Consider the following 14,471-nt stretch of genomic DNA (forward strand, 5'->3'; position numbering starts at 1 on the left):
CGTACCGTAGACCTCGTGCCTGATATTCCGTTCGGCTTCGCGCTTCCGGGTGGGCAACCACCAGACCCCAACGATCCCGCACAGATGCAGCAGTTCATGGCGCAGTTGCAGCACCTGCTCTCGGCGCCGGGCAGCGGGCCGGTCAACTGGGACCTCGCCCGGCAGGTGGCCGCGAGCCAGCTCGCCGCCACCGGCGACCCGGCGGTCTCGCCGTTCGAACGCAACGCGGTGGAAGAGGCGCTGCGCATCGCCGACCTCTGGCTGGAGCCGGCCACGTCGTGGCCCTCCGGCATCCGGAGCTCGGTCGCCTGGAACCGCAACGAGTGGATCTACAAGACCCTGGACGTGTGGCGCAAGCTCTGCGACCCGGTGGCCAGCCGGATGGTCGGCGCGATGGGCGACCTGGTGCCGCCGGAGGCGCGGGCCCAGCTCGGCCCGATGCAGTCGATGGTCGCCACGCTGGGCGGGGCGCTCTTCGGCGGCCAGCTCGGCCAGGCGCTCGGCTCGCTCGCCGCCGAGGTGCTCTCCGCCGGCGACATCGGCCTGCCGCTCGGCCCGGCCGGCACCGCCGCGCTCATCCCGGCCAACATCCGGGCGTACGGCGAGGGCCTGGAGCTGCCCGAGGACGAGGTGAGGCTCTATGTCGCCCTGCGCGAGGCCGCCCACCAGCGGCTCTTCCAGCACGTGCCGTGGCTGCGCGGGCACGTGCTCACCGCGGTGGAGAACTACGCCGCGGGCATCCGGGTCAACCGGGAGGCGATCGAGGAGGCGATGGGCCGGGTCGACCCGACCGACCCGGAGTCGATGCAGGCGATCGCCCTGGAGGGCATCTTCACCCCGGAGGACACCCCGGCGCAGAAGGCGTCCCTGGCCCGGCTGGAGACCGTGCTCGCCCTGGTCGAAGGCTGGGTGTGCCACGTGGTCGACAGTGCCGCGGGCGAGCGGCTGCCCAACGTCGTACGCCTCGGCGAGGCGTTCCGCCGGCGCCGCGCCGCGGGCGGGCCGGCCGAGCAGACCTTCGCCGCCCTGGTCGGTCTGGAGTTGCGGCCCCGCCGGCTGCGCGAGGCCACCGTGCTCTGGGCGGCGCTGACCGAGCAGCGGGGAATCGCCGGCCGGGACGCCGTGTGGGGTCACCCCGACCTGCTCCCCTCCGACGACGACTTCGCCAACCCGGAGGCGTTCGCCGCCACCACCAGTGACCTGGACGAGGAACTGGCGAGCTTCGACTTCACCGCCCCCGGCGCGCCGGAGGAGCAGCCCCCGGGCGAGGACGACGACAAGAAGTCCTGACGCCCTTCCGGATCCGCACAACTTCCCCCCGGACGTTGTGCGGATCCGGCTGTGTCTCGGTGGCGATCAGTGGGGCTGGGCGGAGAGGAGGGCGCGGGTCGCCTCCCAGCCCTCGACGGCCGGGTCGAGGATGGCCAGGTCGGCCGGGCCGCGCAACCGGCGCCAGCCGGCCGTGACGGCCACGTCCCCCGGGCGGGGGGCGGCCGCGCGCACCTCGGCCGGTGCGGCCGTCTCCAGGTCCAGCACCGGCAGCCAGTCCGGTACGGGCAGCCGGGCCGCCACGCCGAGCAGACCGGGGACACCACCCTCCACCGGGGCGACCGCCACCGGGCGACTGGAGAGCGGCCGCAGCAGCTTGCCGAGGGTGAGCCCGGGCACGTCGGGCGCGTCGGCGACCACCACGGCCGCCTGGTCGTAGTGGGCCCGGTCGGTGCCGGCCAGCGCGGCGAACACCGCGTTGACGGTGGGTTCCGGTACCTCGTACACGGCGGTGCCGGGCCACACCACGGCGTCGGCCAGCCAGCGGTCCCCGCGCGTCACCGCCACCGCGGTCTCCACCTCGTTGAGGGTGGCGAGCAGGTCCACGACGTCCTCGGCGAGCGCCGTGCGCCACCGCGTCGGGTCGATTCCCGGCGGCGTCCACGCCACCGGAGCGAGCAACGCCACCACCACACGTCGAGCCACGCTCCGACCCTAACCCCCACCGGAGCCACATCGGACCGCCGCCGGCCGCCGGCCGCCGTCTGCGGGCTGCTGCGGCGACGCCCTGGCCAGCGCCCGGTCGACCAGGTCGGGCAGCCGGAACGGGCTGCCAGCGCCGGGCCCGCCCGATGGACAACTGGACGCTACGAACTTGATGACGAGAATGAATCACCGACCGACCGAGTAGGCTTCGGCGACGCGACCAGCGCAGGCCGCCTCCGGCCGTCGTCCTAGCGAGGCGTTCTCGGCGGCGGGTTCAGTCGGCGAGGGGGAGGCCGGAGGCCGAGGCGACGCCTTCCAGGTAGCCCCGGGCCCGCTCGGTCTTCGGATACCGGCCCACCAGGGCCCAGAACTGGGCGTTGTGGCTGGGCACGATCAGGTGCGCCAGCTCGTGCAGGAGCACGTAGTCGATCACCCACTCGGGCATGTCCTGGAGTCGGTGGGAGATCCGGATGGTGCGATCAGCGGGGGTGCAGGAGCCCCAGCGGCCGTTCTGGTTGGTGACCCAGCGGACACTGGCCGGCGAGGCGGCGGCGCCGTACTCGGGCAGGTAGAGGTTGATCAGCCGGGTGGCCCGGGCGAGCAGCTCGGCGTCGGAGCGGGCGAGCCGGCCCTCCCGGGCGGCGAGCCGGGCCAGCATCCGGTCGACCCACTCGCTCTCCTCGGCGCGCGAGAACTGGTCGGGGATGAGCACCACGACGCGCTCCCCGTCCCGGTACGCGGACACCGTCCGTCGCCGGCGCTGACTGCGCCGTACCTCGACGACGGGCTTCCGCGTCCCGGCCATCACTGGCCCGCGCAGCCTCGGATGACTGTCACGACAGCAAGCTAATGCGTAATGACCAGGAGTCCGCAAGAGTCAACCCGATGACACGCGCCCGGAAAATGGTGGTTGGTCGCCCAGCGTCCCAAAAAAAATCTTTGCGGCAGCCCCGGAACCGTGCCCGGTTACCCTTCGTGGCGGCCCCGCCGGGCCCCCCGCCCGTCACCTGCCCGCCCCGCACACGTTAAGTGATCTACGGACGCACGTCGCGTCGGGGCGGCTCGAAGGGCGATCTGAGGGCATTTGACCGGCGTGTCCCTGCGGAACTGACTTATCCGACGTGGCTCGGCATGCACACTCTCGACGTCGACTAGCTCACAGTGTCGATGCTGAGCTGACATGGAACCGCCCAGACCTGGGTAGGGTCCGCCAACCAGCGGTCACGAGCGTGGCCGCAGAGAACGACCCAGCGCCGGTGCCCCGCGTGGCCCGCCGCGGGGAACCGCCGGGACGGCGTGTCCGGCGGACGAGACGAGGAGGGGCTACCGTGGCCGACCAGGCCCAGACCTACAACGGTTACTGCGTCAAGTGCAAGGAGAAGCGGGACTTCGAGGGGCGCATCGAGGTCTCCAAGACCGGTATGAACATGGCCAAGGGCAAGTGCCCGGTGTGCGGCACAACAGTGAACCGCATCCTGGGCAAGGCCAAGGTCTGACCGGTACGGATCGACGCGGGGAGGGGTGGCCGACGGCCACCCCTCCCCGCGTCCGTTCGATCCCTACTGTCGGCTGAGCGACACCGGTTACCGCCGAGTTGTGGAAAAGCCGCCTTTTTCTGTGGACAACCCTGGCCAAGGCCCGGCGCACCTGTGGACAACGATCGACGGAGCGCGCGGACACGGTCACGATTCGTGGCATGGCCGACCCGACACCCCTCGCCCGTCCCACCCTTCTGCCGGGCCTGGCCCGCCTCTGGCGGGACCGGCACACCCTCCAGCTCGGGATCGAGCCCGGCCGGGCCGTCCTGCTCGAGGTGACGAACCCCCGCGCCGCCCGCCTGCTCGACCTGCTGGACGGCACCCGGAGCGAACGTGCCGTCCTCGCGTACGCGGCCACGGCGCGGGTCGCGCCCGACGAGGCCCGCGTCCTGCTCGACACGCTGCGGGCCGCCGGTCTCGTCGTACCGGCGCAGAGCCTGCTCCCCCGGGAGCTCGCCGGGCCGGTCCGGACCCGGCTCGCCGGAGAGGCCGACGCCCTGGCGCTGGCCACCCCCGCCCTGCCCGGCACCCCGGCCCAGGTGCTGCGTCGCCGCCGGGCGGCGCGCGTGCTGGTCACCGGCGCCGGCCGGCTCGGTGCCGCGATCGCGGTCGCGCTGGCGCAGGCCGGCGTCGGGCACGTCGTACCCGAGCTGCCCGGTCCGGTCCGCCCGGGCGACCTGGTCGGGACCGGCCTGGCCGCCGCGGAGGTGGGCCGGCCGCTGGCCGCGGCGGTCCGCGCCGAGCTGGGCCGGTCCGCCCCGGGTACGGAGACCGGGCCGCTCCGCCGGGGCCGCGTCGACCTGGTGGTCCAGCTCGGCACGGACCGGCCGGCGGCCCTGCTGGCCACCGGGTACGCCCAGCGCCGCCAGCCCCACCTCGTGGTCGACCTGCGGGGCGGCGTGCCGGTGATCGGCCCGCTGGTCCGGCCGCCGGTCGGTCCCTGCCTGAACTGCCTCGACCTGCACCGGGTGGACCGCGACCCGGACTGGCCCACGCTCGCCGCCCAGCTCGCCGCCGACGACGCCGAACGGGCCTGCGCCGCGACCACCCGGCTCGCGGCGGTGGCGTACGCGGCGGCGGAGGCGCTGGCCCACCTCGACGGCGGCACCCCGGAGACCCTCGGTTGTGCCGTCGAGGTCGCCGGGGCGGGCCGAATCCGCCGCCGGCAGTGGCCGCCGCACCCGTCCTGCGGTTGCTCCGGGCGTCGCCCGATCCGGGTCAGGCCCACCGGTCCGGGCTTCGTAGCAGCAGCGGGCCCTCCGAGTCGGTAACAATGACCGGGTGACCGACATCCCGCGCCGGGCCGTGTCCCGGACCGCCAAGCTCGCCGCCCTGCCGCTCGGCTTCGCCGGCCGGACCGTCCTCGGCATGGGCAAGCGGGTCACCGGGCTCGCCTCCGAGGTCATCTCCGCCGAGATCCAGCAGCGCACCGCCGAGCAGTTGTTCAGCGTGCTCGGGCAGCTCAAGGGCGGGGCGATGAAGTTCGGCCAGGCCCTGTCGGTCTTCGAGGCGGCGCTGCCGGAGGAGATCGCCGGCCCCTACCGGCAGGCGCTCACCAAGCTCCAGGAGGCCGCCCCGCCGCTGCCCGCGGCCACCGTGCACAAGGTCCTCGTCGAGCAGCTCGGCCCGGACTGGCGGGACCGGTTCGTGGAGTTCAACGACACCCCGGCCGCCGCGGCCAGCATCGGCCAGGTGCACCGCGCGGTCTGGCGGGACCCGGGGTACGGCCCGAACGGCGCCCCGAACCACCGGGACGTGGCCGTGAAGATCCAGTACCCGGGCGCCGGCGACGCCCTGCTCGCCGACCTGAAGCAGCTCTCCCGGCTGGGCGGCATGTTCCGCGCGATCCAGCCCGGGCTGGACGTCAAGCCGCTCCTGGTCGAGCTGCGGGAGCGGATCACCGAGGAGCTGGACTACGAGCTGGAGGCCGAGTCGCAGCGCGCCTTCGCCGCCGCGTACGCCGACGACCCGGACATCTATATCCCCGAGGTGCTGGACGCCTCGCCCCGGGTTCTGATCACCGAATGGGTCGAGGGCACGCCGCTGGCGGAGATCATCCGGGAGGGCACCGAGGAGCAGCGCGACGAGGCGGGGCGGCTGATGGCCGAGCTGCACCTGTCCGCGCCGATGCGGGCTGGGCTGCTGCACGCCGACCCGCACCCGGGCAACTTCCGGCTGCTCCCGGACGGCCGGCTCGGCGTGATCGACTTCGGCGCGGTGGCCCGGATGCCGGAGGGCACCCCCGAGCCGATCGGCCGGATCGCCGCGCTGTCGTTGCGCGGCGACGCGGAGGCGGTGGTGGCCGGCCTGCGGAAGGAGGGCTTCGTCAGCCCCACCGAGCCGATCGACGCCGAGGCGGTGCTGGACTTCCTCCGCCCGATGCTGGAGCCGATCGCCGCCGAGGAGTTCCGGTTCACCCGGGCCTGGCTGCGGTCCGAGGCGGCCCGCCTGGCCAACCCCCGGTCGCCGGCCTACCAGCTCAGCCGCCAGCTCAACCTGCCCCCGTCGTACCTGATGATCCACCGAGTCACGCTGGGCTCGATCGGGGTGCTCTGCCAGCTGGAGGCGAAGGCCCCCTACCGGGCGATCCTGGAGCGCTGGCTGCCCGGCTTCGCCCCGGTGGGCTGACGTGCCACGGGGGCGGCGGCCATCCGGCCGCCGCCCCCGTGTGTGTGGGTAGTGATCTAGAGAGCGCCCAGGTCGCGAGCCGACTGGCGCCGGCTCTTCATCGCGACGGTACGGGCGGAACGGGTTGCCTCAGTGCTCGTGGTGGTGCGACCGGCCTGAGGCCGGGGCATTCGAGCCCGGGACAACGCTTCGTGAAGTAGTTGCATCTCGGTTCCGTTCGGCAGGTGCAGCATCGGTTTCGACTTTCTCGCGGCCGGTGGGCTCACCGGCGGGACGTTGGAACGGGGTGTGTCAGGCCGCCAGCCGGACCGCGTTGCGCGACTCGGACAGCCCACTGGCCGCCAGTCGCGCCTCGGCCTCGACCCGGAGCTGCGCGTCGCGGGCGAGGTCCTCCTTGCGCGGACGGCCACGGGGCCGCTTGCGCGGGACGACCGCGCCACGCTCGAAGATCTCGCCGCCCCAGACGCCCCAGGGCTCGGCCCGCTCCACCGCGCCGGCGAGGCACTCGACGCGCAGCGGGCAGTCCCCGCAGAGCGACTTGGCCAGCTCGAGCTCGGCAGGCGAGTCGGAGAACCACAGGTCGGGGTCGAACTTCCGGCAGGGCAGGTTCGCCTCCACCTCGACGCTCACGTCGAGCGGGGCCAACGCCAGACTCATCCTCCGGTCACCTCTCTCTCACTTCGATCTCGTGGATCGCATTTCCGACGTACTTGCGGTGCAAAAACACTGAGGCCGCGGATCCCGGTGTGCGGGTTCCGCGGCCTCGAGGTGAGCCGGTGGTCTGGTGGATCAGACCGGTCTACCTCGAGGTGGAACACCGCGGACATCCGTGCGCTTGTTGACGCCGATGCCCATGCCCGTGAAGCCACTGGTCCCCTCGATCCCCGCCAGCGGCGCCACGGTCAGGTTCAGCTCGGCCTGAACCTGGACCTGGTGCACCTGCGGGACCGACGGTCGAGCGGCAAGGGCCACCCGGACAGCCGACAGCGGAGCGCAGGCAGCTGGCATCGCCAGCGGACGCTCGTAGATGTAGGTCTCCATTGATGCCACCTCCCTGACTTTCCTCGTGCCGACCATGGACTCATCCCCCGTGAGCAGCCGGAATGGCGCCGCTCGCGAGGTGTGTCCTGAGGCTATTCCTCGCCTCGGTGCGAGGGCAAACGATTTACGGCTAGATTTCGAAACTTTTCTGCGGGCAGACGTCGTCCACCGTCGCGCCCCCCACCAGGGCCAGCACCGTATCACCGTAAAGTCCCAGTTTGCGGGGGCCGATCCCGGCGATCGCGATCAGTTCCTCGCTGCGCCCCGGCCTCCGCTCGGCCAGCGCGGTGAGCGTGGCGTCGGTGAAGACGACGTACGCCGGCACCTTCTGCGCCTCGGCCACCCGCTGCCGCCACTCGCGCAGCCGTGCGTACAGCTCCTCGTCCAGGTCGGACGGGCACGTCGGGCAGCGCCCCAGCTTGCGGTCCGCCCCGGCGAGCAGGGTGGCGCCGCAGATCCGGCAGGAGACCACCTGGGGACGCCGCCGCTCGGTACGCCGGACCGCGCCGGCGCCGGCCCGCTCGGTACCCCCCGAGCGGTCGAGCTGCGGCAGGAACCGGCAGGGCCGCCGGGCCCGGCCACCCGGCGAGCGGGCCGCGGCGTACGACAGCCACAGCCACTCCCGGGCCCGGGTGATCCCGACGTAGAGCAGCCGCCGCTCCTCCTCGACCTGCTCCGGGGTCTTCGCGTAGGTGGTGGGGAGGGTGCCCTCGGCGAGGCCGACCAGGAAGACGGCGTCCCACTCCAGGCCCTTGGCGGAGTGCAGCGAGGCCAGCGTCACCCCCTCCACCGTGGGTACGTGCTGCTGCGCGGCCCGCCGCGCCAGTTCGTCGTTGAAGTCGCTCAACGTCACCCGGCGCTCGATCGCGGCCGCCTCGCCGATCGGCACCACCTCGGGCGTCGCCGCGTACTCCTCGGCGAGCTGGACCAGGGCGGCGAGCGCCTCCCACCGCTCGCGCGCGGCGCCGCCGGCCGGGGGCGCGTCGGGCGCCCAGCCGACCGCGGCGAGCGCCTCCACCACGGCGGCCGGCACCGGGGTCTCCCCCGGGATCGACCGGGTGGCGGCGCGCAACGCCACCATCGCCTGCCGCACCTCGGGCCGCTCGAAGAACCGCTCCGCCCCCTGCACCACGTACGGCACCTGCGCCTCGGTGAGCGCCTTCTCGTACGCCTCGGACTGCGCGTTGGTGCGGAACAGCACGGCGATCTCCCGGGCCGGCGTGCCGCCGTCGATCAGCACCCGGCAGCGGGCGGCGACCGCGTTGGCCTCCGCCGGCTCGTCGGTGAAGATCCGCAACTCGGGTTCGGGGCCGGGCGGGCGCTGGCCGTGCAGCTCCAGCCGCAGCCGGGCCTCGGTGCCCCGGGCCTGCGAGATCACCGCGTTGGCCAGCCCGACCACCTGCGGTGTGGAGCGGTAGTCGCGGACCAGCCGGACCACCGTGGCGGTGCGGTGGCGGCGCGGGAAGTCGACCAGGTACGACGAGGTCGCCCCGGTGAAGGAGTAGATGGTCTGGCTGGCGTCGCCGACCACGGTGAGGTCGTCCCGGCCGCCGAGCCACGCCTCCAGCAGCCGCTGCTGGAGCGGGTTGACGTCCTGGTACTCGTCGACGACGAAGTGCCGGTACTGGCCGCGTACCTGCTCGGCGACGTCGGCGTGCTCCTCGATCCCCCACACCGCGGCGCGCAGCAGGTCCTCGAAGTCGATCACCCCGTTGCCGCGCTTGAGCCGCTCGTACGCGGCGAACACCTCGGCCACCTTCGCCGGCTCGTACGGGGTCTCGCGCAGCGCCTTGGCCGCGGCCACCACGTACTCGCCCGGCTCGACCAGGGACGACTTGGCCCACTCGATCTCACCGGCGAGGTCGCGGGCGGCGGCCCGATCGGCGCGCAGGCCGACCTTGGCGGCGGCCAGGGTGACCACCCGGACCTTGCTCTCCATCAGCTCCGGCATGGCGCGCCCCTCGAGCAGCCGGGGGGCGAAGTAGCGGACCTGGCGCAGCGCCGCCGCGTGGAAGGTGCGGGCCTGCACCCCGCCGACGCCCAGCGCGGTGAGCCGGGCCCGCATCTCGGCGGCGGCGCGGGCGGTGAAGGTGACCGCCAGCACGTGCCGGGCGGAGATGTCACCGGTCAGCGCGCGGTGGGCGATCCGGGAGGTCACCGCCCGGGTCTTGCCGGTGCCCGCGCCGGCCAAAATGCAGACCGGGCCGGCCGGGGCGGTCACCGCGGCCCGCTGCTCCGGATCCAGCCCGGCCAGCACCCGTTCCGCCGCTGAGTGAACCGCCACAGCCAGGAATCATTGCAGCCCTCCGCGATGTTGCAGCGGTTAGCCTGGCCTGATCGGACCGGGCGCGAGCCACCCCTTGGAGGACCTGACCATGTTGACGATGTATTCCACCCCGTGGTGCGGCTACTGCCACCGGCTGAAGTCGCAGCTCGACCGGGAGGGCATCGCATACGAGGTGGTCGACATCGAGCAGGACGCGAAGGCCGCGGAGTTCGTGATGAGCGTCAACGGCGGCAACCAGACCGTCCCGACCCTGCGCTTCGCCGACGGCAGCGCCCTCACCAACCCCTCGATCACCCAGGTCAAGCAGCACCTCGCCACCCTCTCGGCCTGACCCACCAGCACCTTCCGAAGAGCGGCCGCCCCACCCGGGCGCGCCGCTCTTCCCGTCTCTACCCGCCCCCTCCCCGATGATCATGAAGTTATTGCCCTCGTCGTCGGCGTGTCGCGACAACAACTTCATGATCAACGGCGGTGGGCGGGGCGGGCGGGAGGGCGGTGGCCGCCACCGGGCGGCGGGGGGCGGGGATGCGGGGGCGGGGGTGTGGGGGTGGGGTCAGGTGGCGGCCCTGCCAGAGGTAGCCGCCGGCGAGCGTGGTGATCATCCCGACCAGGGCGAAGAGCAGGCGGTAGTCGAGGACGCCGACGAGCAGGGCGCCGGCGCCGATGGAGACCGCCTGCGGGCCGCTGACCAGCGCCTCCGAGGTGGCGGCGACCCGGCCGAGCAGCCCCGGCGGGGTACGCCGTTGGACCAGCGTGTTGAGCCCGACCATGGTCAGCGGCAGCGACATCCCGGCCAGCAGCAGCGCCACCACACCCAGCCAGAGCCGCGGGTACGCCAGCGCCAGCGCGGCCGGGCCGAAGAAGATCACCCCGGCGGCGAGTGTCCCCACCTCGCCGGTCCGGCGCACCACCGTTGCCGAGAAGAGCCCGCCGACCAGCCCGCCGATCCCCTGCACGGTGACGAGCACGCCGACGAACGCGGCGTCCCGGCGCAGCCCCTGGTCCACGTACGCGAAGATCAGCGACTCGGTGAAGCCCATCACCAGCGAGCCCAGCCCGTAGCCGAGCAGGGCCCGGCGCAGCGCCGGCTCACCGGCCAGGTGCCGCAGCCCGGCGCTCAACTCGGCCGGCCAGCGCAGGCCGGCCCCGGACGGGGTGCTCTCGGTGACCCGGAGCAGGCCGACCACGGCCGCGGCGGTCAGGAAGCCGGTCATGGCGAGGGCGGTCAGCAGCCAGCCGCCGACCGCGGCGTACAGTCCGGCCCCGGCCAGGGGGCCGACCAGCCGGAGGCCCTGCCGGACGGTCTGCAGCACCGCGTTCGCGTCGGCCAGCAGTTCGCTCGGCACGAGGTGCCGGATCAGCCCGCTCAGCACCGCGGTCAACGTGATGTACGACAGGCCGTAGAGCGCCGCCACCACGTAGATGAGCCACACGTCGCCGCGGTCCCGGACCGCGAAGAGCGGGCTGAGCAGCACGGCCGTCCCCAGGTTGGCGGCCACGAAGAAGGGCCGGCGACGGTACCGGTCGACGACCCAGCCGACCAGCGGCGCCAGCGTCATCGGGGCGATGATCGCGAAGATGGTCGCCCCGGCCATGCCGTCCGATCCGGTCAGGTCCTTCACCCAGACGGCGAGGGCCAGCAGCAGGATCGACTCGGCCGCCATGCTGGCCAGCACGGCGGCGAAGAGCAGGCGGAAGTCGGGGCGGCCCAGGACGGTGCGCATCAGGTTCCCTCCGGCGGGGGTGCGCCCGGAGGCGCGACGGGGCGGTGCCGGGTCCGGAACGGCCTCGTCCGGACCGGTCGGACCACCTCCACGGTCCTCTTTTTGTCGCAAGACACGCCCCCGCCGGGACCTCCGACACCGGCCGCGCCGTCCATACTGACCGTGGGGGGCGAATTCCATACAGTTACCGTCGCTTCTCGCGGCGGTCGACGGAAAGAGGACACCGTGCCTCCTGCCGCACCAGGCCCGATCCTGCGCCGTCGCAGGCTCGGCACCGAGCTGCGCCGGCTGCGTGAGCAGGCCGGCCTCACCGGCGACCAGGTCATCGAGCGGATCGGCTGGGCGTCCGCGTCCAAGCTGTCCCGCCTGGAGAACGGGCGCAGCCGCCCCGACCCGGACGACGTCGACGTCCTGCTGGCCCTCTACGGCGCGACCGACGAGCTGCGCGAGGAGCTGCTGGGGATCACCCAGGAGGCCGGCGACATGCGCGGCTGGCTACGGAACTTCCCGGTGATGACCCAGCAGCAGCGCGGCTTCGCCGAGCTGGAGGCGGGCTGCGCGGAGATCTCCGAGTACAACCCGGTGCTGGTCCCCGGCCTGCTGCAGACCCCCGGGTACGCCCGGCACCGGATCCGCTCGGCGGCCCAGGTGGCGGAGGAGGCCGGCGACCCGGACGTCGAGGACCCGGAGACCCAGGTACGCGCCCGGCAGGCCCGTCAGTCGCTGCTCACCCGCTCGCCCGACGCGCCCCGCTACACGGCCGTGCTGGAGGAGGCCGCGCTCGGCCGCCGGGCCGGTCCACCCGAGGTGCTGCACGAGCAGATCGTCCACCTCTGTGAGCTGGCCATGCTGCCGAACGTGACGCTGCATCTGCTGCTGCGCGACACCCGGGTCGGTGACTGGTACCTGCCGCCGACCGCCTTCTCGGTCTACCGGTTCGCCGATCCGCTCGATCCGGAGACGCTGGCCATCGAAGGCGGGTTCACCGACGTCATGTCGACCGAGGCAAACACCCTAAATCGCTATAAAGTGGTGTTCGAGTGGCTATGCTCGGCGGCGCTCTCCGCATCGGACACCCTCTCCTGGCTCATCGAGGCGACGGGACGGCTGACCGACACGGCGGCCGGGTCCACAGTGGCGCACGGGCCGGCAACGGCGCCGGCCCAGCGCCGCCGCGACTCGGGGCGTCTGGCGACGGACCGGTGATCCACGGGGAGCGCCGTCCGGCCTGCGGCGTCACTCGTCCCCATCGGAGCACTCCAGACCAGGAGCAGAACCATGAACGAGATCCGCAACAACTCGTCCGACCTCGCGCCGCAACTCGCCGGCGCCGCCTGGCGCAAGAGCACCCGGAGCCAGACCTCGAACTGCGTGGAGGTCGCGCCGCTGCGTACCGGGCCGGCGGCGGTGGCACTGCGGGACAGCAAGGACCGGAGCGGTCCGGTGCTGCTTTTCAACCGGGCCGGCTGGCTCGGCTTCATCGCCGGCGCGAAGAACGGGCAGTTCTCGCTGAACTGATTAGCTGAGTGACCGGGGCCGTCGGCGTGGCGCCGGCGGCCCCTTCCCCTGCCCATCCCGACAACCGTGCCGACCGGGGTCACCCGATCGGTCGGGGCGCGCGAAGGACGGTCGAGTTCACTTGCTGGGACGACCACGAGGCGTAACATCTCGATTGAGTGACGTGGAAGTTCCATCGCGTATCCGTCCGTCCGTACCGGGGGACAGCCATGCGGTTCCTGATCGTCCGCACCGAGATCCGAGCCGCCGCCGACACCGACATCGCGGCCGTCTGGGCCGACGGTGGCCGGCTGCGGGACGAGACCACCGCGCCGGAGCCGCGCCGCCAGGTCGTCCACGCCGAGGACCGGGACGCCGCCCTGCTGCTGGCCCGGGCGCTGGCGTCCGTCGGAGCGGTACGTGCCGGCCGGCACCGGGTGAAGGTGCTCCCGATCGAGGACCCCGACCCGGGCCCGTGGTACATCAACCGGACGTGACCTGACGTCCGTCGTGGTCGGACCGGCTCCCCCGCCGCGTTCCTTGCCTCACCCGGCCACGACGGCCCGTGTTCCCGGCCCGTGACCGCCGCGGCAACGACGGCCACGGGCCGGGACCGTGTCCGGCCCCCGCCGGTCGCCGGTCGCCGGTCGCCGGTCGCCGGTCGCCGGTCGCCGGTCGCCGGTCGCCGGTCGCCGGTGAGCAACGCCACTTCGGCGAAGTGGCGGTGCCCCGCTCGCCGCAACCCCGCCATGTCGGCGAAGTGGCGGCGCCCCACCCGGTCGGTCAGATCCCGTCGGCCCGGCCAGTCAGCAGTGGCCGTCGAGCCAGCGGTGGATCAGGAACAGGGCGATGGAGGAGGGTGGCGGAAGGGCCAGCCGGTGGCCGTCGACGTCGACCGCCTCCCCGGCCAGCGCGGCGCCGATCTCCCGGCGGGTGAACCAGCGGGCGTAGGCGATCTCGGCCGGGTCCACCCGGATCTGCTCGTCGGCGTCGGCGCGGGCCAGGAAGCCGAGCATCAGCGAGCCGGGGAACGGCCAGGCCTGGCTGCCCGCGTACGCGATCTCCTCGACCCCGACGCCGACCTCCTCGCGGACCTCGCGGAGCACGGCGGCCTCGGCCGATTCCCCGGGCTCCACATAGCCGGCCAGGCAGGAGAAACGGCGCTCGCCGGGGGTACGCGCCCAGGTGGCGTTGTTGCCGAGCAGGCACCGCCCCTCCGGGCCGGCCACCCCGTCGTGGACCAGCACGATCATGGCCGGGTCGGTACGCGGCCAGACCCGGTCGCCGCCCGGGTCGACCCGGGACCAGCCGGCCTCGTCGACCTGCGTCGGGTGCCCGGTGACCGACGAGTAGCCGTGCCGGACGTGCCAGTTCAGCAGGGCCAGCGCGGTGGTGAAGAGGCCCGCGTCCCGGTCGGCCAGGAGATGCCCCACCTCGCGCAGGTTAACCCGCCGGGTGCCCGGCAGCTCCGGCAGCGGCGCGTCCACCGCGAAGACCGGTACGCCGTCGGGCTCGACGCCGAGGAACATCGGCACCGACCGGGGCACCTCGGGCAGCTCGGCGGGGCCGACCAGCACCAGCTCCGGCGGTGCCGCCGTGCCGCGGACCAGGGCGCGCCCGTCGTCGGCCGAGTCCAGCACCAGCACCCGGGCCCGCTCCCACGCCTCGGCGAGCCAGTCCGGGTCGGTACGCCGGTGCGCCGCCCGGTCCAGCGTGGACCGGGCCAGCGGTGGGGCGGGCTCGCCGGTCACGCCTCGCTCCGCTCGCCGGCGGCGCGACCCG

15 protein-coding genes are annotated in these 14,471 nt (G+C 73.6%); 8 read left to right on the forward strand and 7 right to left on the reverse strand.

Annotated elements, in window-relative coordinates; all coding sequences use genetic code 11:
• Positions 1–84: 84 nt before the first annotated feature.
• Positions 85–1,290: a zinc-dependent metalloprotease gene (locus ACY34I_RS16690; protein ID WP_462755961.1), complete on the forward strand. Its 1,206-nt coding sequence runs from the start codon at positions 85–87 to the stop codon at positions 1,288–1,290.
• A 66-nt stretch (positions 1,291–1,356) separates the two neighbouring features.
• Here ACY34I_RS16690 and ACY34I_RS16695 read toward each other — a convergent pair whose 3' ends face one another.
• Both ACY34I_RS16695 and ACY34I_RS16700 read right to left on the reverse strand, forming a co-directional pair.
• Positions 1,357–1,974 carry a hypothetical protein gene (locus ACY34I_RS16695; RefSeq protein WP_462755919.1) on the reverse strand — a complete coding sequence of 206 codons (618 nt, stop codon included), beginning with the start codon at positions 1,972–1,974 and terminating at the stop codon, positions 1,357–1,359.
• A gap of 274 nt (positions 1,975–2,248) precedes the next feature.
• Positions 2,249–2,779: a M48 metallopeptidase family protein gene (locus tag ACY34I_RS16700; protein ID WP_462755920.1), complete on the reverse strand. Its 531-nt coding sequence runs from the start codon at positions 2,777–2,779 to the stop codon at positions 2,249–2,251.
• 523 nt (positions 2,780–3,302) lie between these two features.
• Here ACY34I_RS16700 and ACY34I_RS16705 point away from each other — a divergent pair.
• The 3 genes from ACY34I_RS16705 to ACY34I_RS16715 all read left to right on the forward strand — a co-directional run bounded on the left by ACY34I_RS16705 (position 3,303) and on the right by ACY34I_RS16715 (position 6,140).
• The gene (locus ACY34I_RS16705; RefSeq protein ID WP_165945332.1) at positions 3,303–3,470 is read left to right on the forward strand and encodes a DUF5679 domain-containing protein; all 168 of its coding nucleotides are present in this window, start codon (positions 3,303–3,305) and stop codon (positions 3,468–3,470) included.
• 200 nt (positions 3,471–3,670) lie between these two features.
• Positions 3,671–4,783, forward strand: a complete 1,113-nt coding sequence (locus ACY34I_RS16710) for a TOMM precursor leader peptide-binding protein (RefSeq protein ID WP_462755921.1) — start codon at positions 3,671–3,673, stop codon at positions 4,781–4,783.
• A gap of 10 nt (positions 4,784–4,793) precedes the next feature.
• On the forward strand, positions 4,794–6,140 hold the full coding sequence (locus ACY34I_RS16715; RefSeq protein ID WP_148796453.1) for an ABC1 kinase family protein: 1,347 nt from the start codon (positions 4,794–4,796) through the stop codon (positions 6,138–6,140).
• A 291-nt stretch (positions 6,141–6,431) separates the two neighbouring features.
• Here the strand turns inward: ACY34I_RS16715 and ACY34I_RS16720 are convergent, their stop codons facing one another.
• The 3 genes from ACY34I_RS16720 to ACY34I_RS16730 all read right to left on the reverse strand — a co-directional run bounded on the left by ACY34I_RS16720 (position 6,432) and on the right by ACY34I_RS16730 (position 9,465).
• On the reverse strand, positions 6,432–6,797 hold the full coding sequence (locus tag ACY34I_RS16720) for a WhiB family transcriptional regulator (protein WP_148796457.1): 366 nt from the start codon (positions 6,795–6,797) through the stop codon (positions 6,432–6,434).
• A gap of 132 nt (positions 6,798–6,929) precedes the next feature.
• Positions 6,930–7,181, reverse strand: a complete 252-nt coding sequence (locus tag ACY34I_RS16725) for a hypothetical protein (protein ID WP_462755922.1) — start codon at positions 7,179–7,181, stop codon at positions 6,930–6,932.
• A gap of 130 nt (positions 7,182–7,311) precedes the next feature.
• Positions 7,312–9,465 (reverse strand): ATP-dependent DNA helicase UvrD2, encoded by a 2,154-nt coding sequence (locus ACY34I_RS16730; protein WP_462755923.1) that lies wholly within the window; start codon positions 9,463–9,465, stop codon positions 7,312–7,314.
• A 91-nt stretch (positions 9,466–9,556) separates the two neighbouring features.
• Here ACY34I_RS16730 and ACY34I_RS16735 point away from each other — a divergent pair, with 91 nt between their 5' ends.
• Positions 9,557–9,799, forward strand: coding sequence for a mycoredoxin (locus ACY34I_RS16735; RefSeq protein ID WP_462755924.1), 243 nt, complete (start codon positions 9,557–9,559; stop codon positions 9,797–9,799).
• Between the two features lie 88 nt (positions 9,800–9,887).
• On the opposite strand, the gene ACY34I_RS16740 is transcribed toward ACY34I_RS16735, so the two are convergent.
• A complete protein-coding gene (locus tag ACY34I_RS16740) occupies positions 9,888–11,192 on the reverse strand; it encodes an MFS transporter (RefSeq protein ID WP_462755925.1) in 1,305 nt (434 codons plus the stop codon).
• A 225-nt stretch (positions 11,193–11,417) separates the two neighbouring features.
• On the opposite strand from ACY34I_RS16740, the gene ACY34I_RS16745 reads away from it, so the two are divergent.
• The 3 genes from ACY34I_RS16745 to ACY34I_RS16755 all read left to right on the forward strand — a co-directional run bounded on the left by ACY34I_RS16745 (position 11,418) and on the right by ACY34I_RS16755 (position 13,186).
• On the forward strand, positions 11,418–12,398 hold the full coding sequence (locus ACY34I_RS16745) for a helix-turn-helix domain-containing protein (protein WP_462755926.1): 981 nt from the start codon (positions 11,418–11,420) through the stop codon (positions 12,396–12,398).
• A 72-nt stretch (positions 12,399–12,470) separates the two neighbouring features.
• A complete protein-coding gene (locus ACY34I_RS16750; RefSeq protein ID WP_462755927.1) occupies positions 12,471–12,710 on the forward strand; it encodes a DUF397 domain-containing protein in 240 nt (79 codons plus the stop codon).
• 209 nt (positions 12,711–12,919) lie between these two features.
• Positions 12,920–13,186 (forward strand): hypothetical protein, encoded by a 267-nt coding sequence (locus ACY34I_RS16755; protein WP_462755928.1) that lies wholly within the window; start codon positions 12,920–12,922, stop codon positions 13,184–13,186.
• Between the two features lie 309 nt (positions 13,187–13,495).
• Here the strand turns inward: ACY34I_RS16755 and nudC are convergent, their stop codons facing one another.
• A complete protein-coding gene (gene nudC / locus ACY34I_RS16760) occupies positions 13,496–14,440 on the reverse strand; it encodes an NAD(+) diphosphatase (RefSeq protein WP_462755929.1) in 945 nt (314 codons plus the stop codon).
• Positions 14,441–14,471 lie beyond the last annotated feature (31 nt).

This window comes from Micromonospora sp. RTBAU3-60 (genome assembly GCF_054963695.1).

Coding starts and splice junctions, on each gene's coding strand:
- ACY34I_RS16710 (WP_462755921.1), top strand. CDS start 3,671: ATGGCCGACCCGACACCCCTCGCCCGTCCCACCCTTCTGCCGGGCCTG.
- ACY34I_RS16720 (WP_148796457.1), bottom strand. CDS start 6,797: ATGAGTCTGGCGTTGGCCCCGCTCGACGTGAGCGTCGAGGTGGAGGCG.
- ACY34I_RS16740 (WP_462755925.1), bottom strand. CDS start 11,192: ATGCGCACCGTCCTGGGCCGCCCCGACTTCCGCCTGCTCTTCGCCGCC.
- ACY34I_RS16735 (WP_462755924.1), top strand. CDS start 9,557: ATGTTGACGATGTATTCCACCCCGTGGTGCGGCTACTGCCACCGGCTG.
- ACY34I_RS16690 (WP_462755961.1), top strand. CDS start 85: ATGCAGCAGTTCATGGCGCAGTTGCAGCACCTGCTCTCGGCGCCGGGC.
- ACY34I_RS16755 (WP_462755928.1), top strand. CDS start 12,920: ATGCGGTTCCTGATCGTCCGCACCGAGATCCGAGCCGCCGCCGACACC.
- ACY34I_RS16750 (WP_462755927.1), top strand. CDS start 12,471: ATGAACGAGATCCGCAACAACTCGTCCGACCTCGCGCCGCAACTCGCC.
- ACY34I_RS16725 (WP_462755922.1), bottom strand. CDS start 7,181: ATGGAGACCTACATCTACGAGCGTCCGCTGGCGATGCCAGCTGCCTGC.
- ACY34I_RS16700 (WP_462755920.1), bottom strand. CDS start 2,779: ATGGCCGGGACGCGGAAGCCCGTCGTCGAGGTACGGCGCAGTCAGCGC.